Annotated in this window: 21 protein-coding genes and 1 riboswitch; of the genes, 20 read left to right on the top strand and 1 reads right to left on the bottom strand. The window is 28.9% G+C overall.

Annotation, left to right across the window (positions count from 1 at the left end):
- The first annotated feature begins 24 nt into the window (after positions 1 to 24).
- The 7 genes from CDLVIII_RS23800 (at position 25) to CDLVIII_RS23770 (ending at position 7,596) form a co-directional block, all read left to right on the top strand.
- Positions 25 to 1,293 carry an ATP-binding protein gene (locus CDLVIII_RS23800; RefSeq protein WP_009172034.1) on the top strand — a complete coding sequence of 423 codons (1,269 nt, stop codon included), beginning with the start codon at positions 25 to 27 and terminating at the stop codon, positions 1,291 to 1,293.
- 76 nt (positions 1,294 to 1,369) lie between these two features.
- Positions 1,370 to 2,257, top strand: coding sequence for a response regulator (locus tag CDLVIII_RS23795; RefSeq protein WP_009172033.1), 888 nt, complete (start codon positions 1,370 to 1,372; stop codon positions 2,255 to 2,257).
- A 344-nt stretch (positions 2,258 to 2,601) separates the two neighbouring features.
- Positions 2,602 to 3,324 (top strand): amino acid ABC transporter ATP-binding protein, encoded by a 723-nt coding sequence (locus tag CDLVIII_RS23790; protein WP_009172032.1) that lies wholly within the window; start codon positions 2,602 to 2,604, stop codon positions 3,322 to 3,324.
- 27 nt (positions 3,325 to 3,351) lie between these two features.
- Positions 3,352 to 4,179 carry a transporter substrate-binding domain-containing protein gene (locus CDLVIII_RS23785; RefSeq protein ID WP_009172031.1) on the top strand — a complete coding sequence of 276 codons (828 nt, stop codon included), beginning with the start codon at positions 3,352 to 3,354 and terminating at the stop codon, positions 4,177 to 4,179.
- Positions 4,179 to 4,907: an amino acid ABC transporter permease gene (locus CDLVIII_RS23780; RefSeq protein ID WP_009172030.1), complete on the top strand. Its 729-nt coding sequence runs from the start codon at positions 4,179 to 4,181 to the stop codon at positions 4,905 to 4,907. Before CDLVIII_RS23785 ends, CDLVIII_RS23780 begins: the two co-directional genes overlap by 1 nt.
- A 2-nt stretch (positions 4,908 to 4,909) precedes the next feature.
- Complete coding sequence (locus CDLVIII_RS23775) at positions 4,910 to 5,542, top strand: amino acid ABC transporter permease (RefSeq protein WP_009172029.1); 633 nt, start codon at positions 4,910 to 4,912, stop codon at positions 5,540 to 5,542.
- A 338-nt stretch (positions 5,543 to 5,880) separates the two neighbouring features.
- Positions 5,881 to 7,596 carry a methyl-accepting chemotaxis protein gene (locus CDLVIII_RS23770; protein ID WP_009172028.1) on the top strand — a complete coding sequence of 572 codons (1,716 nt, stop codon included), beginning with the start codon at positions 5,881 to 5,883 and terminating at the stop codon, positions 7,594 to 7,596.
- 607 nt (positions 7,597 to 8,203) lie between these two features.
- Here the strand turns inward: CDLVIII_RS23770 and CDLVIII_RS31615 are convergent.
- Complete coding sequence (locus CDLVIII_RS31615; RefSeq protein ID WP_009172027.1) at positions 8,204 to 8,365, bottom strand: hypothetical protein; 162 nt, start codon at positions 8,363 to 8,365, stop codon at positions 8,204 to 8,206.
- Positions 8,366 to 8,697: 332 nt separating this feature from the next.
- Here CDLVIII_RS31615 and CDLVIII_RS23765 point away from each other — a divergent pair, with 332 nt between their 5' ends.
- The 13 genes from CDLVIII_RS23765 (at position 8,698) to CDLVIII_RS23705 (ending at position 26,940) form a co-directional block, all read left to right on the top strand.
- Positions 8,698 to 9,369 (top strand): response regulator transcription factor, encoded by a 672-nt coding sequence (locus tag CDLVIII_RS23765; RefSeq protein WP_009172026.1) that lies wholly within the window; start codon positions 8,698 to 8,700, stop codon positions 9,367 to 9,369.
- The gene (locus CDLVIII_RS23760; protein WP_009172025.1) at positions 9,366 to 10,379 is read left to right on the top strand and encodes a sensor histidine kinase; all 1,014 of its coding nucleotides are present in this window, start codon (positions 9,366 to 9,368) and stop codon (positions 10,377 to 10,379) included. Before CDLVIII_RS23765 ends, CDLVIII_RS23760 begins: the two co-directional genes overlap by 4 nt.
- A 20-nt stretch (positions 10,380 to 10,399) precedes the next feature.
- A complete protein-coding gene (locus CDLVIII_RS32675; protein WP_009172024.1) occupies positions 10,400 to 11,113 on the top strand; it encodes a cell wall-binding repeat-containing protein in 714 nt (237 codons plus the stop codon).
- Between the two features lie 298 nt (positions 11,114 to 11,411).
- Positions 11,412 to 12,179, top strand: a complete 768-nt coding sequence (locus tag CDLVIII_RS23750; RefSeq protein WP_009172023.1) for an ABC transporter ATP-binding protein — start codon at positions 11,412 to 11,414, stop codon at positions 12,177 to 12,179.
- Positions 12,169 to 14,196: an ABC transporter permease gene (locus CDLVIII_RS23745; RefSeq protein ID WP_009172022.1), complete on the top strand. Its 2,028-nt coding sequence runs from the start codon at positions 12,169 to 12,171 to the stop codon at positions 14,194 to 14,196. Before CDLVIII_RS23750 ends, CDLVIII_RS23745 begins: the two co-directional genes overlap by 11 nt.
- Before the next feature lie 165 nt (positions 14,197 to 14,361).
- Positions 14,362 to 16,137, top strand: coding sequence for an HD domain-containing phosphohydrolase (locus CDLVIII_RS23740; RefSeq protein WP_035301907.1), 1,776 nt, complete (start codon positions 14,362 to 14,364; stop codon positions 16,135 to 16,137).
- A 164-nt stretch (positions 16,138 to 16,301) separates the two neighbouring features.
- Positions 16,302 to 16,682, top strand: coding sequence for a spore germination protein GerW family protein (locus CDLVIII_RS23735; RefSeq protein ID WP_009172020.1), 381 nt, complete (start codon positions 16,302 to 16,304; stop codon positions 16,680 to 16,682).
- A gap of 12 nt (positions 16,683 to 16,694) precedes the next feature.
- A complete protein-coding gene (locus tag CDLVIII_RS23730; protein ID WP_009172019.1) occupies positions 16,695 to 17,507 on the top strand; it encodes a purine-nucleoside phosphorylase in 813 nt (270 codons plus the stop codon).
- 431 nt (positions 17,508 to 17,938) lie between these two features.
- Positions 17,939 to 19,873, top strand: a complete 1,935-nt coding sequence (htpG, locus tag CDLVIII_RS23725) for a molecular chaperone HtpG (protein ID WP_009172017.1) — start codon at positions 17,939 to 17,941, stop codon at positions 19,871 to 19,873.
- Between the two features lie 230 nt (positions 19,874 to 20,103).
- Positions 20,104 to 20,185: riboswitch (cyclic di-GMP riboswitch) on the top strand.
- A gap of 322 nt (positions 20,186 to 20,507) precedes the next feature.
- Positions 20,508 to 22,976, top strand: coding sequence for a LuxR C-terminal-related transcriptional regulator (locus tag CDLVIII_RS23720; RefSeq protein ID WP_009172016.1), 2,469 nt, complete (start codon positions 20,508 to 20,510; stop codon positions 22,974 to 22,976).
- 621 nt (positions 22,977 to 23,597) lie between these two features.
- Positions 23,598 to 23,735, top strand: a complete 138-nt coding sequence (scfA, locus tag CDLVIII_RS23715) for a six-cysteine ranthipeptide SCIFF (RefSeq protein WP_009172015.1) — start codon at positions 23,598 to 23,600, stop codon at positions 23,733 to 23,735.
- Between the two features lie 111 nt (positions 23,736 to 23,846).
- Complete coding sequence (scfB, locus tag CDLVIII_RS23710; protein ID WP_035301905.1) at positions 23,847 to 25,208, top strand: thioether cross-link-forming SCIFF peptide maturase; 1,362 nt, start codon at positions 23,847 to 23,849, stop codon at positions 25,206 to 25,208.
- 490 nt (positions 25,209 to 25,698) lie between these two features.
- Positions 25,699 to 26,940 carry a pitrilysin family protein gene (locus tag CDLVIII_RS23705; RefSeq protein ID WP_035302546.1) on the top strand — a complete coding sequence of 414 codons (1,242 nt, stop codon included), beginning with the start codon at positions 25,699 to 25,701 and terminating at the stop codon, positions 26,938 to 26,940.
- The last annotated feature ends 11 nt before the right edge of the window (positions 26,941 to 26,951 follow it).

The following is a 26,951-nucleotide window of genomic DNA, read 5'->3' as shown; positions in this document are numbered from 1 at the left end:
GTGCCTAAAAGAAAGAAGGGGATAATGGTGAGCAAAATTAGAGTAACGGCAAAAACAAAAATATGTTTGAAAAATACTATAGTATTTTCTGTTTTGATTAGCACCTTTGCGCAAATATACATATATCCCTTCAATAGCAGATTTGTTTTAGGCATTGGTGTAATTGTAATTGGGCTTGTATTTTCTACTGTTGAAAATATATATCCACTAGGAGTAGGAGTGATAGCAGGAGTACTGACAGCGTTTATGAGAAGTATAGGATCTTCCATATACTCTTATAACTATTCAACAGAAGTAATAATGCAATTCATTCCGGCAGCTATTTTCTATATTTCTTATGGAATTTTAGACACATTGTTTCCATTATATAAAAAGAATAAATCTATACCATATTTATATTTATCTTTAGTATGTTTTGATGTAATTGGAAATTTCATGGAGATAATTATTAGAAATATGATTTCATTAGAAACTATTAAGATTATAATAATAACAGCGCTTATACGTGCTTCGGTTCAATGTCTTGCTTTCTTAATATATAATTATCAAAAACTATATATTAAGAAAGCAGAACATCAAAAACGTTATGCAGAATTAAACTTAATGGTTTCAAGGATATATGCTGAAACATTCTATTTGCAGAAGTCTACTAATGATTTAAATAATGTAATGAAGGAAGCTTATAATCTATACGAAATAACCAAAGGCACCTCTGAATTTTCAACTAAAGCATTAAAGGTAGCACAAAACGCTCATGAAATTCGCAAAAATAATGATCGTGTGCTTAGAGGGATTAATCAATTAGTAGAAAATGTTGAGAAGACAGAATACATGTCTATTTCAGAAATTTTTTCAATAATATCGGATAATACAAAAAGGCAGATAGAAAGTATTAACAAAAGCATTTATATTGAATTTAAACTTGAAAAAGATCATCATACTAAGAGATATTATGATATATTTGCCATTTTAAATAATTTAATTATTAATGCAATTGAAGCGTGTAAGGACAATAATGTAATTAAAGTGACTGGAGAAATATTAGAAAAAGATTTGCTGCTTATGGTTTCAGATGATGGAGCAGGTATTGAAAAAGAAGTATTACCATATATATTTAATGTTGGTTTTTCAACTAAGTTTAATAAGGATACTGGAGCTATGTCCACAGGGATAGGGTTATGTCATGTGAAAAATCTTATAGAGGATTTGGAAGGAACTATAGAGGTGAAAAGTGATATTATGAGAGGAACAAAATTCATAGTTAGAATACCAACTTGTAATTTGCAAGTATAGACAAGCTATAAACAAACCATAAAAATATATTTAGGAATGCAATGTAGGGAATCTTTTAGAATAAGGGGGCTATTTTATGGAAACAACATTTATAATTATCGATGATGATATAGCAATATGTAAAATTTTAGAGCAGACAATTATAAAAAATCAATTAGGAAGAGTGCTATCAATATTGACCACAGGTAAAGATGCAAAAGATACTGTTTTAAAGTTAAATCCTGATATTGTACTGATTGATTTGCTTTTACCAGAGGTGGATGGTATTGAAATTGTAAGAAATACTGTTAACAATGGTTATAAAGGTAAGATTATAATGTTATCTCAGGTTGAAGAGGGTGAAATGATTTCAAATGCTTATAAAAGTGGAATACTTTTCTATCTAAATAAACCAATTAATATGATTGAAACTATAAGTGTAATAAATAATGTAAGAAAGCAAGTTGAATTAGAGAAATCTATTTCTATGATAAAAAGTGTAATCTTTCCAGAGAAGACTTTTTCAAATAAAGAAATAAAAAAAGGATTTGAATATTCTTCAGAAGAAAAACTGCTTAATATATTTTCAGATATAAATATTATAGGAGCAGCTGGAGTGGATGAGTTAAAGCTTGTAATATTACATATAGTCTATAAAAAGAAGGTAAATCCTTCAAAGCCATATCAACTTAAAGAAATATATATGGAAGTCGCAAGAGAATTATATGGTGATGCATTAGCAGCAATTAATTGTAAAGCAATGGAACAACGTATTAGGAGAACTATTACTAAAGCAATGACTTCAGTAGCAAGTTTAGGAGCAGATGATATAAATAATAGTATATACAAGGAATATGCAGCTTCTCTTTTTGAAATTAAACAGGTTAAACAGGAAATGAAGCATGTAAAACATCCATCCTTTAGCCAGGGAAAAATAAATACGAAAAAGTTTATTGAAGGTATATTAGTTAAAGTAGTAAATTAAAACATACAAAAACTACAAAAAACTACAGAAAACACAAAATATGAAAATTCGTTGACTGTAATAAGTTTTAACTATATAATTTTACTCAAGATTTAGAATAAGCGACGGAGCTTTGGTATAACTACCAAGGCTCTTTTTTTATATAGATATTAAACATGTAAATTAGGCTTATGTGGTAACTTGCCGAAATCATATACATTTTTATTCCACAGGACTCATGAAATTTTCGCTGGAAAGTTCTAAATGTAAGCTTGTATCCATTTCTTGCTTATTTGATTATAATGGAAATTTAAGATTAACTGAGCATTTAAAGGAAATTTGTGAAAACTAAAGGGGGGCAATAAATGATTAAATTAGAGAATCTAGTTAAGAACTTTGGAGAGGTTCATGTTCTAAAAGATGTCAATTTAACAGTTAATGAAGGGGAAAAATTAGTTGTTATAGGGCCAAGCGGATCAGGTAAATCAACTCTTATAAGGTGTATGAATTACTTAGAAGAACCTACTTCAGGAAAAGTAACCATAGATGAATATGACTTGAGCTTAAAGAAGAATTTAGCTAAGGTGAGACAGTCTACAGCAATGGTTTTTCAACAGTTTAATTTATATCCACATATGACAGTACTCGAAAATCTCACATTAGCACCGATAAAGCTTCAAAATATCAGTAAAAAGGATGCAGAAGAATCGGGAATGAAATATTTAGAAAGAGTAGGTTTAAAGGAAAAGGCAAATGCTTATCCAAGCCAACTATCAGGAGGACAGCAGCAAAGAGTAGCGATTGCAAGAGCTCTTAATATGCATCCAAAAATAATGCTGTTTGATGAACCTACATCAGCGTTAGATCCAGAAATGATTCAAGAAGTATTAGATGTTTTGGTTGGATTGTCAAAGGAGAATATAACAATGGTTGTTGTAACTCATGAAATGGGCTTTGCAAAACAGGTTGCAGATAGAATTGTATTTATGGATGGAGGGCAAATAATAGAAGAAGGAGTTCCAGAGGAATTTTTCTCAAGTCCTAAAAATGATAGGGCAAAAAGCTTTTTAAATAAAGTTATAAGATAAAGAATAAATGAATAGGGGGAAAAAAATATGAAATTGAAAAAAATATTTTTAGCATTAGGATTAGGTATTTGTATTATAATGACAGGATGCGGTGGGGCACAATCAACATCAACAAGCAGTAATAGCTCAAGCACAGGAAGCTCTGAAGCAAAAGAGATACAAGCTATAAAAGATAGAGGTGTATTAAAAGTTGGAGTAAAAGTTGATGTACCTAAATATGGGTATAAAAATCCTCAAACTGGACAAGTAGAAGGTTTGGAAATTGATATATCAAAAGCAGTAGCTAAAAAAATATTAGGTGATGAAAATAAGGTTGAATTCCAAGGAGTTACAGCGAAGACAAGAGGTCCGCTTCTTGATAATGGAGAAATAGATATGGTTGCAGCTACATTTACCATAACTGATGAAAGAAAGAAGAGCTATAATTTTTCAGATCCTTATATAAAGGATGGAGTTGGATTACTTGTTAAGAAGAGTCTTGGCGCATCATCTCTTAAAGACTTAAATGGAAAGACAATTGGTGTTGCTCAAAGTGCAACAACTAAAGATGCACTACAAAAAGAAGCAGATAAACAAGGTATAACGCTTAAATTTTCGGAACTTGCTGGATATCCTGAACTTAAGGCTGCATTAGATTCAGGCAGAGTTGATTGTTTCGCAGTTGATGCATCTATTTTAAATGGATACGTTGATGATTCAACAGTAATATTAGATGATAGATATGATCCTCAAGAATATGGTATTGCAAGTAAAAAGGACAATACTGAACTTGCTAAAGTTATAAATGAAGTAATAGATGACATGAAGAGTTCAGGAGAATTGGATAAATTGATTGCAAAGTGGGATATTAAATAATGAATGGACCTTTTTCTATATTTAAATGGGAGGCACTTTTAAGAGACATTAACATATTTTTTGAGGGATTTTTAACAACACTTGAAGTTTCTATATTAGGGCTTACTCTAGCCCTAATACTTGGAATTATTTTTGGAATATTTTCTACAAGTAAGATTAGAACTTTAAAGATAATAAGCAGAGTATATGTAGAAATAATTCAAAATACACCTCTTGTTATTCAAATATTCTTTTTATTTAATGGACTGCCATATGTAAAAATTGTATTACCAGTGTTTTTAGTTGGAATACTTGGAGTAGGTGTATATCATGGAGCTTATATATCAGAGGTCGTAAGGACTGGTATTACATCTATACCAAAAGGACAGTTTGAAGCTGCAAAGTCTCAGGGCTTTTCGCATACTCAAACTATGAGGTATATAATATTGCCTCAAACAGTAAAGATAATAATACCACCACTTGCAAATCAAGTAGTAAATTTGATAAAAAACACTTCTGTACTTGCAATGATTGCAGGGGGAGATTTAATGTATACAGCAGATTCATGGTCAAGTTCGAATATGTATTATGGTCCTGCATATGTTGTGACTGGTGCTCTTTATTTTGTACTTTGTTATCCACTTGCAATGCTTTCAAGAAAGCTAGAATTAAGAGAAAAAAAGAAAGCAGTAGTTAATACTCAAAATTCTATAGAAGATCAAGTTGTGGCAGCAGAAGGGGGGCTATAATAATGTCAACTGTATTTAATCATGCTAACATGATGTTCCTTTTACAAGGACTAAAACTGACTTTAACTATAGCGCTTATATCAATCGCATTAAGTATGATCTTTGGGACAATCTTAGCAATACTCAGAAATTTTTCAAAAGGTATATTTGGTAGAATTGCAACAATATATATAGAAATTTTTAGAAATACCCCAAATTTATTATGGATATTAGCTATAAGATTTTTAGTTCCAATAAAACCGATGTATTCAGGAATTTTAGCATTTACTTTGTTTACTTCTGCTGTTATGGCAGAAATATTTAGAGGCGGAATGAATTCTGTTAGCAGCGGACAGTATGAGGCTGCTTACTCCCAAGGATTTTCAAAGATTCAAACATTGAGATATATTATATTGCCACAGAGCTTTAGGCGCTGCATTCCTACATTTTTATCACAGGCAGTTACAGTAATAAAAGACACGTCTTTCTTATGGGCGGTAGGTATTGAGGAATTTACGGGTAAAGGTATGATTCTTATGGGAAGCTTTGTATCATCTTCTCAAATATTTTTGTTATTTGGTACTATAGCTGGAACATACTTTATAATTAATTTTATTATATCCTATGGTGTTAGGACTATTAGAACTGAATATTAAAGCGCAACTAAATTTGTATGGAAGTAGAAGTCAAGTTATTATTTGTTTGGCTTCTATTTTATTTTTAAACAAATAATTGTAATAAAAAATAATACATTTTTGAAAAAACAGATAGAATACTTACAGAAAATGTTTACAATTCAAGGCAAATACATATAATCAATCATTATGCATTTTATTAAAGTTTTGGCTAAAGTGTACGAATATATATGTGGGGAAAAATTAATTAATACTACTTATTATATATTTTATATATTGTGATATGCAAGTATTTGTTGATTATCAAATAGTTACATATCTATAACTAAATTATAGTAACTCACGGAGGAGGAATGCATATGAAAATAAGTTCTAGAAAGTTGAGGAATGTAAAAATAACCCGGAATATAATTCTAATATGGTTTATATCATTAATTGCGACAGTGGCAATTGGTGGAGTAGGTTATTCCAATACTAACAAAATGTACAATATAACTAATAAAATAAATGGTGAGACAATTCCGAAACTCAAGGATTGGGAAGATGTTAATGGTGACATGGGCGTTTTACGGAACACGTTAACAAAAATAATAGATCGAGATTTTGATGAAGCTAATGAGAAGACAATGCTGCAATTACACGACGATATAACTGCAATAACGGCTAGAGAAGTGGATGCATCAAAGGATGATAAAGCTGAAGCAGAATTAGTAGATAAAGCTAAAACTGCATTTGAACATTACTATTCATTTATTCCCAATATTATAGAACAAAGAAAGCAGGGGTTAACTCCAGATCCACAAATAACTAATGTAGATATGGGGCAGTATGGAAACGAATTAGCTAAAAATATTACTGATCTTGTAGATTATGAAAAAGGTATTGCTAACTCAAAAAACGATGAATCTAAAACTCTCTATACTAAGAATATGATAATATTTGAAATAATATTTGGATTATCACTTTTAATACTAACTGCCATATCATTAGTTGTAACCTTTACTGTTAAGAATTTAATAAAAGAATTTACTGGCAAATTACAAACTTTATCAGAAGGTGATTTTACTATTGATATTGATACGAATTTAACCAATGAATTTGGTATTATGAATAAGGCACTAGAGAAAACTATACTTTCCATAGCAGATATACTTAGAAACATTGAAATGGATTCTAGCGTTATATCTAAAGAAGCTAATTCACTTTCAACATTGTCAGAAGAAATGAATAATTCAACAAAAGAAATATCAAATGCTATTGATGCTGTAGCACAAGGATCTTCTGATCAAGCATCAGAGCTTGCAACAATGAACAGCACATTAAATGCTTTTGGTATTACATTGGAAGATATAACAATAACTATAAATGGTGTTGATAAGAGTACAAATGATATAAATATTAAAGCTCAAAATAGTAATAAAGATTTAGGAAAGCTTATAACTTCCATAAGCGATATATCAAAGTCATTTAAGGAAGTAAGCACAAAAATATCTAATTTAACTAATAGTGTTAAGGCAATTACTGAAATTACTGATTTATTAAATGCTATTGCTGATCAGACAAATCTTCTAGCATTAAATGCAGCAATTGAAGCTGCAAGGGCAGGAGAAGCAGGGAAAGGATTTGCTGTTGTAGCTGATGAAATTAGAAAACTAGCTGAACAATCTAAGAATTCTTCAAATGATATTAATGAATTATTGGCATCAATACAAGATGAAACTAATGCAGTTACAAGAACTACAAGCGATGCAAATGATGAATTATCAAAGCAGGTCTCAGTAATAGATACTTCAATAAATTCATTTAAGGATATAATTAAATCAATAGAAGAGATTTTACCTAAGATAAGTGAAATTAACAGTTCAATTTTAGGGATAAATAATAGCAAAAACGAAATTATTTCTGTTGCAGAGAATACTTCGGTTGTCGCAGAAGAAAATTCAGCTTCGTCAGAAGAAATAGCAGCTACTACTCAAGATATGATCACTTCATCAAATCAGGTAGATGAAGCCTCACAATTATTGAAGGAAAAGACAACTTCCATGATAAATCAAATAAAGAAATTTACTTTATAGATATCAAACTTTGAACTTAGAGTTATGTGGCAACTTACCGAAATCACATACATTTTTATTCCAGCGGACTTATGAAATTTTCGCTAAAAGGTTCTAAGTGGAAGGTTGTGCCCATTTCTGCGTGTTCCTGAAACAAGTTCATGACAAGCAGAAATGGAACAACCTCCCACTAAGAACCATCATAGCTCAATTTCAAATGCCGCTTTCACAAAAATGTATGTGATTTCTGGTATAGGTACACACAAAAGTTTAACTTAAATAGATAGTTATTCCGTATATAAGTTAAGTTCATAAAGTGTTTATCTATACATATCATAATTATAAATTCGACTTGTACATTACCTAAGAACTAGGAATTAAAGAATTTATCTAAGTGTATAAATCCACTTTTTAACTTGGAAGTTTATATAGTTTCTTTGCTTCATACGCAATTAAGTATAGCAAAATCAGAATATATTTCTTGGTATAAAACCAAGATGAAAAATTTATTACAGCTCATTGACCTTCTATTTTATTTCAAAGGCATTAACTAAACTTTTTAGGAAATTGTTTGAAAATCCCATCTGAAAGTATATCAGCAAACTTAATCATATGATCTTCACCTTTATCATAAGCATATATCATCAATCCAAAGCTTTTTTTCATCCATTTTTAAATCTGAAAAAGAATTTGTTATAGGATTTTCATTATTTATGCTATATGCTTTTAAAGGCATTAATGTTATTGTCAGTAAAATAACTAATAATACAAGTGTAAATGATTTTTTCATATTTATACAGCACTCCTTTGTATATCTAGTGTACTTTTTTAAATTTTCCTATTCATAAATAAATATGCAATAATGAAGTTTCTCTTTTCTTAATATTGATACTTTTTGTTGAAAATATTACGCTATTTAACAGATAGAGCCTTTTCAATAACTTGATAAGTTTTTATGAGATATGTAATATATTAAGTAAGAAGTAATTTTAAAGTAATATTAGGATAAAGAACGATAAAATTTATTGTATTTAAGAAAATAAAAGAAGAATAAGATAAATTATATTTATTGATATTAAGGAGCTTAAAGTATTGTGAAATTATAATTTTAAGGAGAACAATATGACTAAGATTATGATAATTGAAGATAATGAAAATATAAAAAAAGAGCTTACAGAATTCTTAAGACGCTATGGATATGAGGTTTATGGTACAGCGGATTTTGAAAATATAGTTAAGGTAGTCTTAGAAGCTAATCCGGATTTAATTCTGCTTGACATAAATCTTCCTTATTATGATGGGTATTATGTATGTAGAGAGATTAGAAAAGAAAAGGATATACCCATAATAATTGTGACTAGCAGAGATAGCGAAATGGATGAGATAATGAGTATGAATCTTGGGGCAGATGATTTCATAACTAAGCCTTATAATACTCAAATACTTCTTGCAAGAATAGCTGCTGTACTTAGAAGAACTTCTTCAAATGCTTCAGTATATGAAGTAGTTGAACACAAGGGATTAAAACTTAATGTTACCAGTGGCAGTGTAAAATTTAATGAAATTGAAGTTGATCTAACTAAAAATGAACTTAAGATATTACTTTGCCTTATGAAAAATAAGGAATGCATAGTAAGTAGAGATGACTTGATGGATTATTTATGGAATTCTGACATTTATGTTGATGATAACACTTTATCAGTGAATGTTACTAGACTTAGAAAGAAACTCAGTGAAATAGGCTTTAATGACGGAATAGAAACAAAGAGAGGTCTTGGATATATATTGTTATGAGTACTAAAGAATATTTTTTATCAAAGTCATCTTATATAATAATTAATTTATTTATATACTTACTGGTTTTAGTTATAGCAGGAATAGCTAAGATGCCTGTTATAATAATGTTTCTCATTTTTCTTATTTGGTTTCTTCCTTTAACAATTTATATAATAATAGACTTTTTTACTAAGAAGAAATTTTATGATAACATTATGAATATTACTGAAAAGTTAGATAAGAAATATTTATTGCCTGAAGTTATAAAGATTCCAAATTATTATGAAGGAAAAATGCTTTATGAAATATTAAAAGAATGTAACAGAAATATGCATGAACATGTTAATTTTTATAAGAATCTTCAAAAGGAATATAGAGAATATATTGAAACCTGGGTTCATGAGATAAAAACTCCAATATCATCATCAAAATTAATTATAGAGAATAGTGAAAGTAAAGAGAAAAACGCCTTAAGTGATGAGATTAGAAAAATTGAGGATTATATAAATCAAGCTCTTTACTATTCGAGAAGTACAGATGTTAGCAAAGATTATATTGTAAAGGAATTTGAAATAAAAGAGGCAGTTCAAGAGGCTATTAGGAATAATAGACGTGATTTCATAAATAAAAGAATTAGCGTTGATATTGAAAATGTATCTGGAAGAGTAGTAACGGATATCAAGTGGATAAAGTTTATTATAAATCAGATAATTGTAAACTCAATAAAATATAGCAAAAATGGTTCTGGAAGTTTAAAGGTTTATGCAGTTGAAGGAAAAGATAATTTGCTATTAACCATAGAAGATAATGGAATAGGAATTCCTAAAAGTGATGTGGGAAGGGTTTTTGATAAGGGTTTTACAGGAGAAAATGGAAGAAAGTATGGCAAATCTACAGGTATAGGACTGTACCTTTGTAAAAAACTTTGTGAAAAACTAGGACTTGGTATATCATTGGAGTCAGTAGAAGATAAAGGAACAAAGGTTAATTTGATTTTTCCAATTGGAGATTTTTTTAATTTAAAGTGATGTAGAGAGGATTTTATAATATGAAAATGAATAGTAAGAAAATTTTTGCTTTAGCATTATCAGCTATTACTGTAGTTGCAATTAGCTTTCCTAAAAATGCTTATGCTTATTGGGAGGAAAATGAAAAAAATTGGAGGTATATAGATGATTCTGGCTATGCAAAAGGCTGGCAGGATATTAATGGAAGATGGTATTATCTTGAACCTGAAACTGGAATAATGAAGATTGGCTGGTTCTATGATGAGGAATATAATAAGTGGTATTATTTAAATGATGATGGATCTATGGATTCCTCTAAGACAACATCCACTTATCCAGTAGAATTGAGTAGTGCTAAGGAAAAAATAAAACAATATACAAATGAAGATGTAGAATATGAAGCTACAAGTCAAATTGATGATAACGTATTTGTATGCTTCAAGAGTAAGAATGACATAAATGCTAAACAATATTATTATGAACCTACTAGAGGTAATATATTTGAAGTTAAAAATGGTATCTTCACAGATATTTCTACAGGAGAAGTAATTAATATGTTTTCAGAGGAACAAGCAGTTGAAGTAGTTCGCGATTATCTGTCAGATAATTATAAATACATTCCAAAGATAATTGAAGTAAAGGCTGATGACGGAGATTCATATTTTGTTCATTGTTATGATGTAGAAGGTGATGCGTCAAATAGCAGCTGGTATCATGTGAATAAAACAACTAGAGAGGTTACACCAGAGATATAAATAATTTAGAATTAATAATTAAAGTTGAAATTCTTACAGGATTTCTTTAATAAGTGCAGAATTACTTTTTGATTTATTTAATTAAGCACAATCAAAAGATAATAGACCAATATAACTGAAGAGTTGGTCTATTATTTATTTGATTGTGCCTTATCTTACATAATTGTAAGAGTATTGAAAGGTTATTCGATATGAAAGAAATTCAAATGATTTTAAAATATAGTCATGTGGTAGTTAAATAATTCTAAGGGCAAAATTTAAATTAAGTTTGACTATATATAAATCAGGAGGAAATTTTATGGAAAATATTTTAGATGTACAAAATGTAGAAAAGTACTATGGGAATAAGGACAATGTGACAAAAGCACTTGATAATATAAGTTTTAAGGTTCAAAAAGGTGAATTTGTTGGAATTATGGGGCCATCAGGCAGCGGCAAAACTACATTATTAAATTGCATATCTACAATAGATAAGGTAACGACAGGAGCTATTGTAATTGATGAAGGTGATATTACTAGATTAAAAAATAAGAAATTAGAAAAGTTCAGAAGAGATAAGCTTGGTTTTATATTTCAAGACTTTAATTTATTAGATACATTAACTGCTTATGAGAATATTGCGTTAGCATTAACCATAGCAGGCAAAAAAGGAAATGAAGTTCACGAATTAGTTAGAAAATCAGCTGAAAATTTAGAAATATCCGAGGTGTTAAATAAATATCCTTATCAGATGTCAGGAGGACAAAAGCAGAGAGTTGCATGCGCTAGAGCAATAGTTAATGATCCAAAGCTTATTTTAGCAGATGAACCTACAGGTGCTTTAGATTCTAAATCAGCTAAATTACTTTTAAATTCAATTGAAAGATTAAATAAGGAATTAGAGGCAACTATTTTAATGGTAACTCATGATGCATTTACTGCAAGCTATGCTCATAGGATATTATTCATAAAGGATGGAAGGATTTCTAATGAATTAGTTAGAGGTAATGACTCTAGAAAAGAATTTTTTAACAAGATAATAGATATTGTTACTCTTCTTGGAGGTGACGCTAAAGATGTATTCTAAGATGGCACTTAATAATGTAAAGAAGAGTTTTAAAGATTACACTATTTACTTTTTAACTTTAACTTTTGCAGTAGCTATATTTTACAGTTTTAATTCTATTGAATCTCAATCTGTAATGGCGGACATGAACAAGGGGCAAACTGATTACGTTATAGCCATGGGGCAGATGATTTCGGTTATATCAGTTGGAGTATCAGTTATTTTAGGATGCCTAATAATTTATGCCACTAAATTTTTAATTAGTAAAAGAAAAAAGGAATTTGGCATATATATGATTTTAGGTATGGCTAAAAGAAAGATGTCAAAAATATTATTTTTTGAAACCTTGTATATTGGAATGGTATCACTAGTTGCAGGAATGTTATTAGGATTACTATTTTCACAAGTATTATCAATATTTACAGCTAAACTTTTTGCAGTGCAGATGGTTAAATATAGTTTTGTAATTTCAACAAATGCAATTTTAAAAACAATTTTATATTTCGGGATAATGTATCTGTTAGTAATGATCTTTAATGTAGTTATTGTTTCAAGATATAAGTTAATTGATTTATTACATGGTGATAAGAAAAATGAAAGAGTAAGGATTAGAAATCCTTATTTAGGAGCAGGTGTTTTAATTCTTTCGATAATAGCTTTAGGATTTGCCTATCATCTAGTGAATAAGGTAGGATTGAACTTTTATGATAATAGATTTAAGGCTGCAATAGCTCTTGGAATCGTAGGAACCGCACTTTTCTTTTTTGGAATTGCAGCAGTCACATTTTTTGTGATTAAGAAAAATAAAAATATGTATTTATATAAGTTAAACATATTTACCATGAGACAGATTTCAAGTAAATTCAATACTAATTTTATTTCGATGACAATAATTTGTTTAATGTTATTTGTTACTATAGGGACTTTAGCATCTGGATTAAGTATTAAAAACTCTATGGAGGGCACGCTGAAGAATCAAACCCCCTTTGATGCATCTATTCAGGTATTTGCTAAAAAAGATGATAAAGCTCTGTCTTCTATTGATACATTAAAACAGCTAAACTACAATTTAGATGATTATGCAGAGTATTCTACAATTAAAAACTATGAGTATAATATGAGCACTAAAGCTTTATTAGAAAAATATGCATTAACAGATGATCAAAAACAAATGTTAAATTTAAAAGTTTTTGAAAAACTAAATATGATTAAGATATCTGAGTATAATGCTATGAGAAATCTAAAAGGTGAAACAAGTATAGATTTAAAAGACGATGAAATATTAGTATCATCTAATTATGAACCATTAAAGCAAATGGTAAAAGATTTTATAGAGAGAGAAGACTCAATAAAAATAGGAGATAAGCTATTTAAAATAAAAGAAAGAAAAATTCAAACAGAAGCACTTTCAACTTCACCAACCAGCGATAGTATGTTTGATTTAATTGTGCCAGATGAATTAGTAACTGGGTTAGAGCCATCAGGAGAAGTGTTAAATTTAAATTTTTCAGGTAATGACAAAATGGAAGGTAAAGAGAAATTAACTACAATATTTGAAAATTTTTCAATTCATAACAGCGAAGCTGTAAAAGCTGATTATGTGCTTTCGGGACTGACAAGGGAAATGGCATATGATGAAAGTAGAGGCTTATCTGCAATGATACTATTTATAGCTATTTATATGGGAATAGTATTTCTGCTAGCAAGTGCAGCAGTACTTGCACTTCAGCAATTATCAGAGTGTAATGAATCTATAGAGAGATATAGAGTTTTGAGGAAAATTGGTGCGACAAAAAGTATGATTAATAAAAGTATATTTAAGCAAGTATCAATATTTTTTGCATTACCTCTGTTACTTTCAATAGTACATTCATATGTTGGAATTAATGTGGTGAATAATTACTTAATTGCATTAGGAGCAGCAAATCAGTTTAAATCGATTCTGATGACTGCGCTCATAATGGTTATAGTTTATGGCGGATATCTTTACGCAACATATATTGCTTATAAAAATGTAGTTGACAATGAGTATGATTAGTTAGAGATTTAGAAGATTTCAAAAATTAAGTATGTTTTAAGTTTAGAGGATATTATTTTAAGTTTAGAATCATTTGAAGTGTAAGAATACAATTGCTTTTATAGACATTTAAACAAGGAAATAGTAAAATTGAATTTAAATAACATTACTTAAAAGGGGAACCTAATGATGGAAGAAAGATGCTTAAGTGAAATATATAAACCTTTTTTAAATAGTTTTCCTTGGCCTGTTTGGATTCAAAAAACCGATTCGAGGATAATATTTCTAAATAAACATTATGAAGCGATGTATAATGTAAAATTAAAAGATGTCATTGGAAAGAAAAACGAGAAGATTTTTCCAAAGGAAGAAGTCGGAATATATAAGGTGCAGATACAGAAGTGTTTAGAGCATCTAAATGTGTGTACTGTAGAAAGTGTTGTAGATGGTACTTATGTTGAGTGCCGCATATTTCCTATATTGAATGATGAAGGAAAACCTGAGGCTGTAGCTGGAATTGTAATAGATATAAATGATAGAAAATTAAGAGAAATTGAAGTAGAAAAACAAAAAAATATATTAAGAACAATAATTGATGCTGTGCCTGAATCTATTTTTTATAAAGATAGAGAAAGTAGATTTATAGGATACAATAAAAAATTTGAAAACTTTTATAATAAATTGGGAGTTACAGATATATTAGGAAAAACAGACTTGGAGATATATAGCGATAAAGAGGTGGCTGCATATTTTATTGAACAAGATCAAGAGATTATGAGAACCAAACAAGCTACTTATTTTGAACAGAGAATAGAAAATGAGAATGGAAAAGAAGTAATACAAGAAAATATTAAAATACCAGTTGTAAACAAAAAAGGTGAAGCATGGGGAGTAGTCGGATTATCAAGAGATATAACCGAAAGAAAACTCATGGAAGAAAGATTGCGTTATCTAAGTGAAATAGATATATTAACAGGATTATATAACAGATATAGTTTTGAAGAAAAAATTAAAGAATTAAATCATGAAAAGCATCTTCCAATGGGAATAATTATGGGAGATGTTAATGGATTAAAGATTGTTAATGATACATTAGGACATTTAGAAGGGGATAAATTATTACAAAGAATAGCACTCATACTTAAAGATATATGTGACCCAAATGGATATGTGTTCAGATGGGGAGGAGATGAATTTATAATTCTTATACCAGATTGTAATGAAGTAAAGTGTGAGCAAATTATTAGAGATATTACCGAAAAGTGTAAACAAGCAAAGTATAAATTTATGCAGCTGAGTATAGCATTAGGTGAAGGAATAAGGTATTCGTTAGATGAGAACATATATGAATGTATCACAAAAATAGAGGAAAAAGTTTATAGACAAAAATTATTAGATAAGAAAAGTATTAAAAGTTCAATTATGGAATCTTTGAAAAAAAGTCTAGAAGAAAAAAATATGGAGACTAATGAACATACTGAAAGAGTTGCTAAATATGCATTAGCAATAGGGAAAAGGTTGAATTTAAAGATTTCAGATTTAGACGAGTTAATTTTAGTTGCAAGTCTACATGATATAGGCAAGATAGGAGTGAATGAAGAAATATTACTGAAATCAGGAAAATTAACAAATGAAGAATTTGAAATAATGAAAACACATACAGAAAAGGGATATAGAATTATAAATGCATCAAGTGAACTTGGAAATGTAGCAAAAGGTGTATTGACTCATCATGAAAGATGGGATGGTAATGGATATCCATTAGGATTAGCAGAGAAAGAGATTCCACTAGCTGCACGAATAATAAATGTAGTGGATTCATATGATGTTATGACCAATGACAGAGTGTATAAAAAGGCTATTGATAAAGATGAAGCTATAAAGGAATTAAAGAATTGCTCAGGTACACAGTTTGATCCTAAAATAGTGGAGTGTTTTATTGAATATATATGTTGCAATTAACAAATTACAACTAAATATTTAATAATGAGAAACTTATAAAAGAAATAATTAAAAAAGAAAAAATCAAAAAAAGGGATTTAAATCCAGGAATATTGGGAAAGAATTACTAATGGAATTGTATGGTTATTATTTGGAGTGTATTTCAAAGTTAGGAGGAAATAACTATGGAAAACAATTTAGTAAAGGAAAACCTGGATTTAATATTTGATAATTTAGAAAAATTTTTAAAGACAGAAACACTTATAGGAAAGCCAATTGTAGTAGGAGAAGTAACGCTTATACCAATTATAAGTGTCACTTTTGGAGGTGGCACTGGAGGCGGAAATGATTATAATAGTAAAGAAATGGATGGAATAGGGTCAGGTGGAGGTATGGGAGCTAGAATATCTCCAGATGCAATATTGGTAATTAAAAAAGATGAAGTTACTATGCTTAAAGTAAAGGAAGAAAGTAATTTAGACAGCCTTTTAAATATGCTTCCAGATATAGTTTCAAAAATAAATGTAAAGAAGGATATGGAAAGGAACCATAAAGATGAAGTTTAAGGAGGAAAAAAGATGTATGATAAAATAATGGAATCGGTTGAGTATATACAAAGCAAAATAAAGAGAAATCCTAAAATAGCAATAATACTTGGATCAGGGCTTGGGGATTTGGTTGAAGAAGTTAAGGATGTGGAAGACATCTCTTATAAAGATATACCTAACTTTCCAGTATCCACAGTTAAAGGGCATGAAGGAAAATTAGTGTTTGGGAAAATAAATAATATAGAAGTTATGCTAATGCAAGGACGATTTCATTATTATGAAGGATATACAATGAAAGAAGTTACATATCCAATATATGTGATGAAAAAGCTTGGTATAGAAAAGATAATTGTTACAAATGCCTGTGGTGGAATTAATAAGAGTTTTGAGCCAGGAACTTTAATGCTTATTAAAGATTTTATAAATTTATTTGGAGATAATCCATTAATTGGAGTTAACGATGAGAGACTAGGAACAAGATTTCCAGATATGTCTGAACCGTATAAATTGGAGATTATTGATAAAGCAAAAAAAATTGGAGATGACCTTGGAATAAAATATGCAGAAGGTGTTTACGCAGGTTTTATGGGGCCATATTATGAAACAGCAGCTGAAATTGTAATGATAGGAAGACATGGGGCAGACGCTGTTGGTATGTCAACTGTGCCAGAAACAATAGTTGCTAATTACTTAGGTATGGATGTGCTTGGAATAGCGTGTATTACAAACATGGCTACTGGAATACAAAAGGTGAAGCATTCCCATGAAAGAGTTGTAGAAACAGCTAAAAAGGTTTCTTCAGATTTGTGCAGGTGGGTAACAAAAATTGTTGAAGAGATGTAAATGTTAAGAATCTAAATTATATTTAACTCTTTATAATAATCTTTTAAGTTTGATCGTAGTAATACGAATTTGATTTAAAGTACTAATACCTGCTAATTTACCTAGTTTTTGCACTGGATATTCCATGTGGTTTGCATCCTTACAAGATTACTTTACATCTTTACGCAGCGTTAATGTCAATAGTTTAGATGAATAAAAATTTAAGTGACGCAGATAGGAAAATATAATGTGTATTATATTGTTTAATTTAGTTGTGCTTTTTATACAATTTATTGCTGCGAGTGTATCTACTGCAATAATTTTAGCAGATATTATGAGAATAATAATTAAAAACAAAAATTTAAGACTAAAAATGGAGCAAGAATAATTTGACAATTAATATTGTTTAGTCTAAAATACTTTTTGAAAAAAGCAAGAGGAGTGGTTATAAAATGATAAAAGAGAATGGTAATATTTCAATCGACACAGAGAACATATTTCCTATTATTAAGAAATGGCTATACTCTGACAAAGACATATTTATAAGAGAAGTAATAAGTAATGCGTGTGATGCAATTAGTAAATTTCAAAGATTAGTCTCATTAGGCGAGGCAAGTACTAATGGAGATGAAACATATAAAGTTATAGTATCAGTAAATAAAGAAAAGAAGACTCTTAAATTTATTGATAATGGTATTGGTATGACTGAAGAGGAGGTTAAAAAATATATTAACCAGGTAGCTTTTTCAGGAGCAACTGATTTTATGGAAAAATATAAAGATAAAATGGATGAAGGCAAGGATATAATCGGTCACTTTGGACTAGGGTTTTATTCTACTTTTATGGTATCCACTAAAGTTCAAATTGATACATTGTCATTTAAAGAAGGTGCTGAAGCTGTAAGATGGGAATGTTCTGGAGGAACAGAATATGAAATTGGAGTTTCGACTGATAGGTTAGCAAGAGGTACAACAATAACTTTATTTGTTGATGATGAAAGTACAGAATTTTTAGAGGAATATAAAGTTAGAGAAATTATAAAAAAATATTGTTCTTTCTTACCTACAGAAATATATTTAGAAGATGAAAATAAGCCAGAAGAAGAGCCAAAGTATGAAACAAAGAAAAAAGAAGATGGAACTGAATATCAAGAATTAGTTGAACCAGAGGCTCCAAAGCCTTTGAATGATACAAATCCTTTATGGATTAAGGCTCCTAAAGATTGTACTGATGAAGAATATAAAGATTTTTATAGAAAGGTGTTTATGGATTTTAATGAACCATTGTTTTGGATTCATTTAAATGTAGATTATCCTTTTAATTTGAAAGGAATATTATATTTTCCTAAATTAACTCATGAATTTGAAGCGACAGAAGGACAAGTAAAACTATATAATAATCAAGTGTTTGTTGCAGATAATATTAAAGAAGTAATCCCAGAATTCTTATTATTATTAAAAGGAACAATAGATTGTCCAGATCTACCTTTGAATGTTTCAAGAAGTTTCCTTCAAAATGATAAAGAAGTTTCAAAGATTTCTAATCATATAGTAAAGAAGGTTGCAGATAAATTAGTTGATTTATTTAAAAATAGCAGAGAAGAATTCGATAAATTCTGGCCAGATATACAAATATTCATTAAATATGGTTGTTTAAGAGATCAAAAATTCTATGATAAGATTAAAGAAATAATTATATTTAAGAATTTGAAAGGTGAATTTATAACATTAAAGGACTATCTTGAAGCTAATAAAGAAAAGCATGAAAATAAAGTATTCTATGTTAATAATGAAAAACAACAATCACAGTATATAAAGATGTTTAAAGAATATGATTTAGATGCTGTTATTTTAGATTGTTCATTAGATGATCATTTTATTTCATTCCTAGAGATGCATGAATCAGGAGTTAAATTTAATAGAATAGATTCAGATATTTCAGATACGTTAGGAAGTAAAGCTGATGAGAATGATGAAACAGTAAAGGCTTTAAATAAAGAAATAGAAGATTTGTTTAAAAATGAACTTGGAGATAAGGTTAAAAATTTATCTGTTGAAGGATTAAAAAATGAAGAAACTCCAGCCCTTGTTTTAGTGTCTGAAGAATCAAGAAGAATGGCTGAGATGAGCAAGATGTATGCAAAATCAGGGATGAGTTTCCAAGGAATGTTTGATGAAGAAAAAACTCTAGTTGTAAATAATAAGAGCGCAATAATCAAAAAGCTTGTAGAAATATATAAAGATGAAACTAAAAAGTCTGAAGTTAAGTTTATTTGTGAACATATTTTAGATTTGGCTAAAATAGCAAATAAAGAGTTAGATGCAAATGAAATGGACGAATTTATAAAGAGAAGTAATCAATTATTAAATAGGGTTATTGCACTATAAGAACTAAGAGTGAGATAAAATTATATTTATGTAAAATGAAAAAATCAGTAATGCTTTATTTATCTAAAGCATTACTGATTTTGTTCTTAGGTGTAGTTAAATTAGTATTGAATATCCATATATAACGCAGTTTATAGGAAAAAAACTCAAAATATGTATACTCATGCATGAAAATGTGGTAAAATATTCATATAGATAATTATAATAAAATAGTATTAAGTATATATTCTAATTAAGTTGGAAATGTTGAAGGATCTCCTTATTTTGGGCACCTTGGGGATTTGGAGTTAATGGTGCAACCGGCCAATGATTAATTTGTTAATTAATTGTTGGCTTTTTTTACGTGATTTAAAAAATCATTGTGAAAAAAGCCGACAGTATCCTTGATATCTTAATATGGTTGGCGTTGAAAATAATATTAAATTCAACAATTATCGATAACATTTCCAAGAGATAGAATAAAATTGAAGTTGAATTTTAAGTGTGATAAAATATCGTTGTATGTCCAATATAGCCTGTTACGATGACAAAAAAGCGGAAAATGAGATGTTATCATACAATAAGAAAAAAAGAAATGCTAAACATATAAAGGCAGATTATTTTGTATAATTTGTTTTAGATGAAGGGGAATACTATGAGAAGTCAGATTTTAAGACCTAAAATATTACATAGAAAGCGTGTAAATAAGTTGTTATCTCAAATATTTGAGGTACCTATATTTTTTGTTTCTGCATCTATGGGATATGGTAAAACAACTTCTGTTAAAAGTTTTCTGGATAGAAAAAAGGGAATGAAAACCATTTGGTTTGATACTGCAAGTGAAGAGGATGACGATGTCTGGATGTGGCATAAGTTCTGTGCTGCAATTAAGACTACAAATGTTAAATTGAGTCAAAGATTAAGTGCATATGGATTTCCTAAAAATAACATGGATGTATACCGAATAATTGATACTATTCGTGATGCGGTAAAACAGAAAACTGTTATAATAATTGATGATTGGTATGATTATAAAACCCTCTATATCAATTACTTAATAAAAGTTATAGCTTTAGAAGAAATACCTGATTTACATATTGTGATAATAAGTCGCAACAAGCCAGCTAATCAATTTGTTGAACTTGAGCTGAAGCAGAAATGCTTAGTAATGTGGCAGGATGATATAGCATTCACTTTCGAAGAAACAATAGAGTTTTTTGAGATTAATGAAATAAATTTAACAGAAAAAGAAAAAGCAGAAGTGTATGAGTACACAGGGGGATGGACTTCAGCTACTTATTTAGCATTATTACAATATTATAATGAGAATACTTTTGATAATATTCCCAAAGCTACGGAGTTAATTAAGAAAGCTGTATATGATAAATTTGATGAAACTACAAAGCAGATTCTTTTAAAGCTTGCACCAGTTGAATACTTTACATTGGAACAAGCTATTTATATAACAGAAAATGAAAAATCTAATGAAGTGATTAAGGAATTATTATCAAATAACTGCTTTATAAAATATGATAGGAAGTCTAAGACTTATGCACTGCATTCTATTTTAAGAAGTGCATTAAAAGAAGAAATTATAGCTTTAAATATTGATGCAAATGAAATTAATAATGTCTGTGGAGATTGGTATTATAAAATTTCAAAAGATATAGAAGCGATGGAGTATTATTATAAGGCGAAAAACTATGAACGCATACTTGATTTAATAGAGAGAAATGATACCATAAATTTGACAAAAGTATGGAAAAAAATTATTAGAATAGTTTTCAATGAGCTGACAATGGAACAAAAGGTAAATAGGCCTATAGCATATTTAAAACATATATTTTTCTATATACTTTATGAAAATCCACAAGCAGGAAAAGAACTTCTATATGAGTTGTGGGTCATATATGAAGTAAATGAGGAATTAAAGGATAGAAATCAAGTACTTGGAGAAATTTCATTTTTAGAAAGTCTTTTGATGCTTAATAATGTTGAAAAAATGATAGAATATCACAAAAAAGCATATGAATTATTCAATGGTGGAATGTCTAAAATTGCAAATGATAAAATGCCAATTACTTTTGGTTCACCACATTTTTTATATTTATATCATACAAAAAATGGTGGGCTTAAGGAATTGGTGGAACATTTTAAAGAAGGGATAGTTTATTTTGATCATATATCAAACAGAGGAGCAGCAGGAGCAAATTATTTGATGAGTGCTGAATATTTTTTTGAAACAGGTGATATTTATAATGGAGAGTTATTTGCATATAAAGCTCTACATAAAGCAAAAGCTAAAAATCAGACAAGTATTATAATTTGTTCACTTTTTCTTTTGATGAGAATTTCAATAAATAAAAATGATAAATATGAAATAAGAAATAAGTTTAATAGTTTAATAAGTGAATATAAAAGTTTAGATATTCCAAGATTTTTAAATGGGACAGATATTGCCTTAGGATATATTGATGGAATTACTGGAAATTTAAACGATATACATATATGGATTAATGATGGTGATAGTCCTGATTTACAAGTATTTTCTCCGTATTTGAGTATGGGATATATTATTTCTGGACTAGCCATGATGCTTAAAAAGAGCTATATTGAATTAGAGATTCAGGCGGAGGTTATGCTAGAAATTTATGCTGGAAGAAATTACATTTTTGGAATATTATATTCGTACATATTTGATTCAATTGCTAAGTACAATTTGCACGATACAGAAAAAGCGCAAAAGTCATTGATCAAAGCAATGGAATTAGCAAAAAAAGATAATATTGTGATGTGCTTCATTGAATTATCACCCCATATATTGCCCATATTAAGGGGAATTAGAAGAAAAGATGAGTATGCAAAAATGTTGCTGACTAAATGCAATGAATTTAATGATATCTATGTGAAAAATTATGGCTTCGGAGAAAAAATAGAATTGACTCCAAGAGAATTAGAAGTAATGAAATTAGTAGATGAAGGTTATAAACAAAGTGAAATTTCGAAGGAATTAAATATTGCATTAGTTACTGTTAAAAAGCATATAGCATCGGTTTATTTGAAATTAAATGTAAAGAATAAAATGATAGCGATAAATTTATTAAAAGAAAAAGGTATAATTTAAAAAAATAAATGTAGAAATATGTGGAGATAAAGTTTTAAACCATGTATTTCTATTGCTTTTTACAATATATTACTAAAAAAAATAAAAAAATATATAATTTATCAAAAAAAGTATACTTTAGTATAATACACAATCGTTTTAGATGAATGTATAATATAGTTGTTGAGAGATTTAAGGGTAGTATAAAGGGTTAAAAATTACATCAACTAGGGTAAAGCGCTTATATTATTTTCATTATTTAAAGAATTTAGGGTAAGTATTACATATATTTAGGGGTAAATATTACATAATATTTAGGGGTAAATTTGTATTATAGAATTTTAAATGGGTGTACATAGTTTGTGGGAACGGTTATTTGAAAATAATGAGATAATGTAAGTGCAGCGTGAAAAATGGTATTGGCTATGAGGGGTGGCCAGGCTAAAAGATATAATAAGCATTTGTTATATAAACTTAAGAAATTATTTTCTTAAGTTTTATAGAAAAGTGTTTGTTATATTTTTTTTTAGGAATAAATTATAAATAATAGAATTAATTAAAAGAGATTTCACTAAATCTTTTATACTTTTGTATATTATGCTATAATATTTAAGGATATTTTTTTAATGGAGGATTTTTAGGATGAAACACATAAAAACTATAAACAAACCAAATATCAAAAATAGTTTATGTAAACCAGGATGCAAAGAATGTGCAAACTCATGCCAATCAGCTTGTAAGACATCTTGTACAGTTGCAAACTTAGAATGTGAAAACTAATTTTCAAGCAGTAGCTATATGGTTACTGCTTACTTTAGGCATATGAAAGAAAATAGTAAGTCTATGAGTTATTTTCTGGAGTATGCCTTATATGTTGAGGAGGAAAATAAATTGTCTTTAATACATAAATTTAAACAAGGTGAAAATTATTTTGTCTTAGATGTAAATACAGGTGCTGTTCATGTTGTAGACGAGCTAGTTTATGATATATTAGATGATGATAAATTAAGAAATAAAAAAGAAGTGTTAGATTCTCTTAGCGGAAAATATGATGAAGAAGAACTTTCTGAAGCATATGATGAAATTCAGGAATTAGCTGAAGAAGGAATTCTTTACTCAGAAGACCAATATGAAGAAATAGCACACAGCTCTATGGATGATAGAGATTATATAAAAGCCATCTGCTTAAATGTAATTCATGGATGTAACCTAAGATGTAAGTATTGTTTTGCTGATGAAGGGGAATATCATGGACATGGTGGTGTCATGAGTGCTGATACAGCAAAAAAAGCAATAGATTATGTAATTAAAAGAAGTGGTCAAAGAAAAAATATAGAAATTGATTTGTTTGGCGGAGAGCCCACTTTAATAATGGATACTATAAAAGAAATAATCCAGTATGCTAGAGATAATGAGGAAAAATGGGGTAAGAAAATTAGATTTACAATGACTACTAATGCGACCCTCTTAACTCCAGATATGATGGATTATATGGATAAGGAAATGGGAAATATAATCCTTTCTTTAGATGGAAGAAAAGAAGTTAATGATAAGGTTAGAATTAAGCCAGATAAGAGCGGATCATATGATGATATAATTCCTAATATTAAGGAAATGATAAAGAGAAGAACTAAGGGGAAAACTTATTATGTAAGAGGTACCTTTACAAGAGAAAACACAGATTTCTATGAAGATGTAATGGCTATGGTTAATGAAGGTTTTAGAGAATTATCCATAGAACCTGTTGTGTTAGAAAATGGACATCAGCTTGCAATTCGTGAAGAAGATATTGACACAATATTTGATAATTATGATAAGTTATATGAAGAAATGGCGAGAAGAAAAAGAGAAGGTAAGGATGAATTTAAATTTTATCATTTCAATATAGATCTTCAAGGCGGCCCATGTGTTTATAAAAGAATTTCTGGATGTGGAGCAGGTTTTGAATATGTGGCAATAACTCCACAAGGCGAAGTGTATCCATGCCATCAATTTGTAGGAAAAGAAGAATTTAAATTAGGAAGTATTTATGAAGATACTTATGATACTGAACTTGCTAAGAAGTTTAAGAAGGCCCATATATATAACAAACCTAAATGTAAAGAATGCTGGGCTAAATTCTATTGCAGTGGCGGATGCCAGGCAAATAACTTTAATTTCAATGGCGATATGAATATTCCTTATGAAATTGGATGTAAAATGCAAAAGAAGAGAATTGAATGTGCAATTGCATTGAAAAGTGAAGAAAACTAAATTTTGTGAGGGCGTACCGAAATAACATACACTTTTATTCCGCAGGACTTATGAAATTTTTGCTGGAAAGCTCTAAATGGGAGTTTGCACCCATTTCAGCATGTTCCCGAAGCAAGTTCGGGACAGGCAGTAATATGGAACAAACTCCCATTAAGAGCTTTCAGCAGCTCAATTTCAAATGCCTGCTTCATAAAAATGTATGTTATTTCTGGTGAAAGCCGCACACATAAAATCTAACTGGCATGTGAGATCTTTAGATAGTCAAATTAAGAAATTGTTTATGTGAAATAATCTATAATAAAAGTCATGTTTTCTTCAAATTAGTGAGAGAGCATGACTTTTATTGTAAAGTTAAATATCTTTATTTATGAGTTTAGAAAATAGGGTATAATATAAGAATAAAATTATAGAGTTTGTGATGTTGTTAATTAGGAGAATGGATGGATTAATTATATTTGATATGTCACCATTAAGTGGACAAGGAGAAAAAATGGAAGAATATGTTTTTGGGAATAATCTGAAATTAATATACAAGAATACAAGTTCAGAGCTTACATCAATTTGCATAGCATTAAATGCAGGTGCAGGAGTTGAAATGGAAAAATATGGAGTGGCTCATGCAACTGAACATATGGTTTATAAAGGGACAAAAAATAGAAGTGAAAAAGAAATAAATGAGGAATTAAGCAATATTTTTGGGTTTAACAATGCTATGACTAATTATCCTTATGTAATTTATTATGGAACCTTGCTTAATGAGGATTTTGACAAAGGTGTAGATTTACTAAGTGATATAATTCTTAATCCGAGTTTTAATGAGCAAGGTTTTAAAGAAGAAATGGATGTAATAAAAGAAGAACTTAAAGAATGGGATGAGGAATTAGAACAGTATTGCGAAGATAGATTATTTTTTAATTGCTTTGAGAAGAGAAGAATAAAATATCCTATTATAGGGACTAAAGAGAGTTTACATAGTATAAGTTTAAATGATATAAAGGCGTTTTATGGTAAATATTATTTCCCGGGGAATGCATCAATTGTAATAACTTCGTCATTAGAATTTCCAAGGGTGAAAGATATTATATGCAGATATTTTGAAGATTGGAAAGCAGAGGAAATAAATACAGCTGAAAAAAATAATTTAAATATTAAACAAATTGAATATGAGAAGCCTAAAGTGGAAACCTTCAATGACAAAAAAGAAGGTATAAAAACGTGTAGAGTTGAAATAGTATGTCCGATAGATAAGTTGAGTTTAAAAGAAATGAAGTGTCTTAGAATTTTTAATCAATATTTTGGAGAAGGTATAAATTCAATCTTATATGATACATTACGAACTAATAATGGGCTTGTGTATGATGTTATTACAAGTATAGCATATGAAAACTATATAAAATTATATAAAATTACGTTTAGTACAGGAACAGAAAATGTAAATAAGGCTATTTTGTTAATAAAGAATTGTATGAAAAATTTATCTGACTTTAAAGAAAGAATCAATGAGAAACAATTGAATCAATTGGTTAAGAATTTTAAGCTACAGAGATTATTTAAAGAAGAGAAAAGTATAATTTTAGCAAAAGAACTTGCTACTTATGACTGCATGTTTGGAGATTATAATATATATATTGACGAGATTCACAATTTGAGTGAATTAACAAGTGAAATGATATTTGAAATTGGAAGTAAAGTATTAAAGAATATTACAATAGAAATAATCAATAATGTATAAATGGAGGAATA

Origin of the sequence: Clostridium sp. DL-VIII (assembly GCF_000230835.1) — a bacterium.
Lineage (GTDB): Bacteria > Bacillota > Clostridia > Clostridiales > Clostridiaceae > Clostridium.
Note: the sequence above shows the minus strand (reverse complement) of the source record. Positions and strands in the feature narration are given on the sequence as shown.

Coding starts and splice junctions, on each gene's coding strand:
- CDLVIII_RS23730 (WP_009172019.1), top strand. CDS start 16,695: ATGTATGATAAAATAATGGAATCGGTTGAGTATATACAAAGCAAAATA.
- CDLVIII_RS31615 (WP_009172027.1), bottom strand. CDS start 8,365: ATGAAAAAATCATTTACACTTGTATTATTAGTTATTTTACTGACAATA.
- htpG (WP_009172017.1), top strand. CDS start 17,939: ATGATAAAAGAGAATGGTAATATTTCAATCGACACAGAGAACATATTT.
- CDLVIII_RS23800 (WP_009172034.1), top strand. CDS start 25: ATGGTGAGCAAAATTAGAGTAACGGCAAAAACAAAAATATGTTTGAAA.
- CDLVIII_RS23720 (WP_009172016.1), top strand. CDS start 20,508: ATGAGAAGTCAGATTTTAAGACCTAAAATATTACATAGAAAGCGTGTA.
- CDLVIII_RS23735 (WP_009172020.1), top strand. CDS start 16,302: ATGGAAAACAATTTAGTAAAGGAAAACCTGGATTTAATATTTGATAAT.
- CDLVIII_RS32675 (WP_009172024.1), top strand. CDS start 10,400: ATGAAAATGAATAGTAAGAAAATTTTTGCTTTAGCATTATCAGCTATT.
- CDLVIII_RS23760 (WP_009172025.1), top strand. CDS start 9,366: ATGAGTACTAAAGAATATTTTTTATCAAAGTCATCTTATATAATAATT.
- CDLVIII_RS23790 (WP_009172032.1), top strand. CDS start 2,602: ATGATTAAATTAGAGAATCTAGTTAAGAACTTTGGAGAGGTTCATGTT.
- CDLVIII_RS23705 (WP_035302546.1), top strand. CDS start 25,699: ATGGAAGAATATGTTTTTGGGAATAATCTGAAATTAATATACAAGAAT.
- CDLVIII_RS23750 (WP_009172023.1), top strand. CDS start 11,412: ATGGAAAATATTTTAGATGTACAAAATGTAGAAAAGTACTATGGGAAT.
- CDLVIII_RS23785 (WP_009172031.1), top strand. CDS start 3,352: ATGAAATTGAAAAAAATATTTTTAGCATTAGGATTAGGTATTTGTATT.
- CDLVIII_RS23775 (WP_009172029.1), top strand. CDS start 4,910: ATGTCAACTGTATTTAATCATGCTAACATGATGTTCCTTTTACAAGGA.
- scfA (WP_009172015.1), top strand. CDS start 23,598: ATGAAACACATAAAAACTATAAACAAACCAAATATCAAAAATAGTTTA.
- CDLVIII_RS23740 (WP_035301907.1), top strand. CDS start 14,362: ATGATGGAAGAAAGATGCTTAAGTGAAATATATAAACCTTTTTTAAAT.
- CDLVIII_RS23770 (WP_009172028.1), top strand. CDS start 5,881: ATGAAAATAAGTTCTAGAAAGTTGAGGAATGTAAAAATAACCCGGAAT.
- CDLVIII_RS23795 (WP_009172033.1), top strand. CDS start 1,370: ATGGAAACAACATTTATAATTATCGATGATGATATAGCAATATGTAAA.
- CDLVIII_RS23765 (WP_009172026.1), top strand. CDS start 8,698: ATGACTAAGATTATGATAATTGAAGATAATGAAAATATAAAAAAAGAG.
- CDLVIII_RS23745 (WP_009172022.1), top strand. CDS start 12,169: ATGTATTCTAAGATGGCACTTAATAATGTAAAGAAGAGTTTTAAAGAT.
- CDLVIII_RS23780 (WP_009172030.1), top strand. CDS start 4,179: ATGAATGGACCTTTTTCTATATTTAAATGGGAGGCACTTTTAAGAGAC.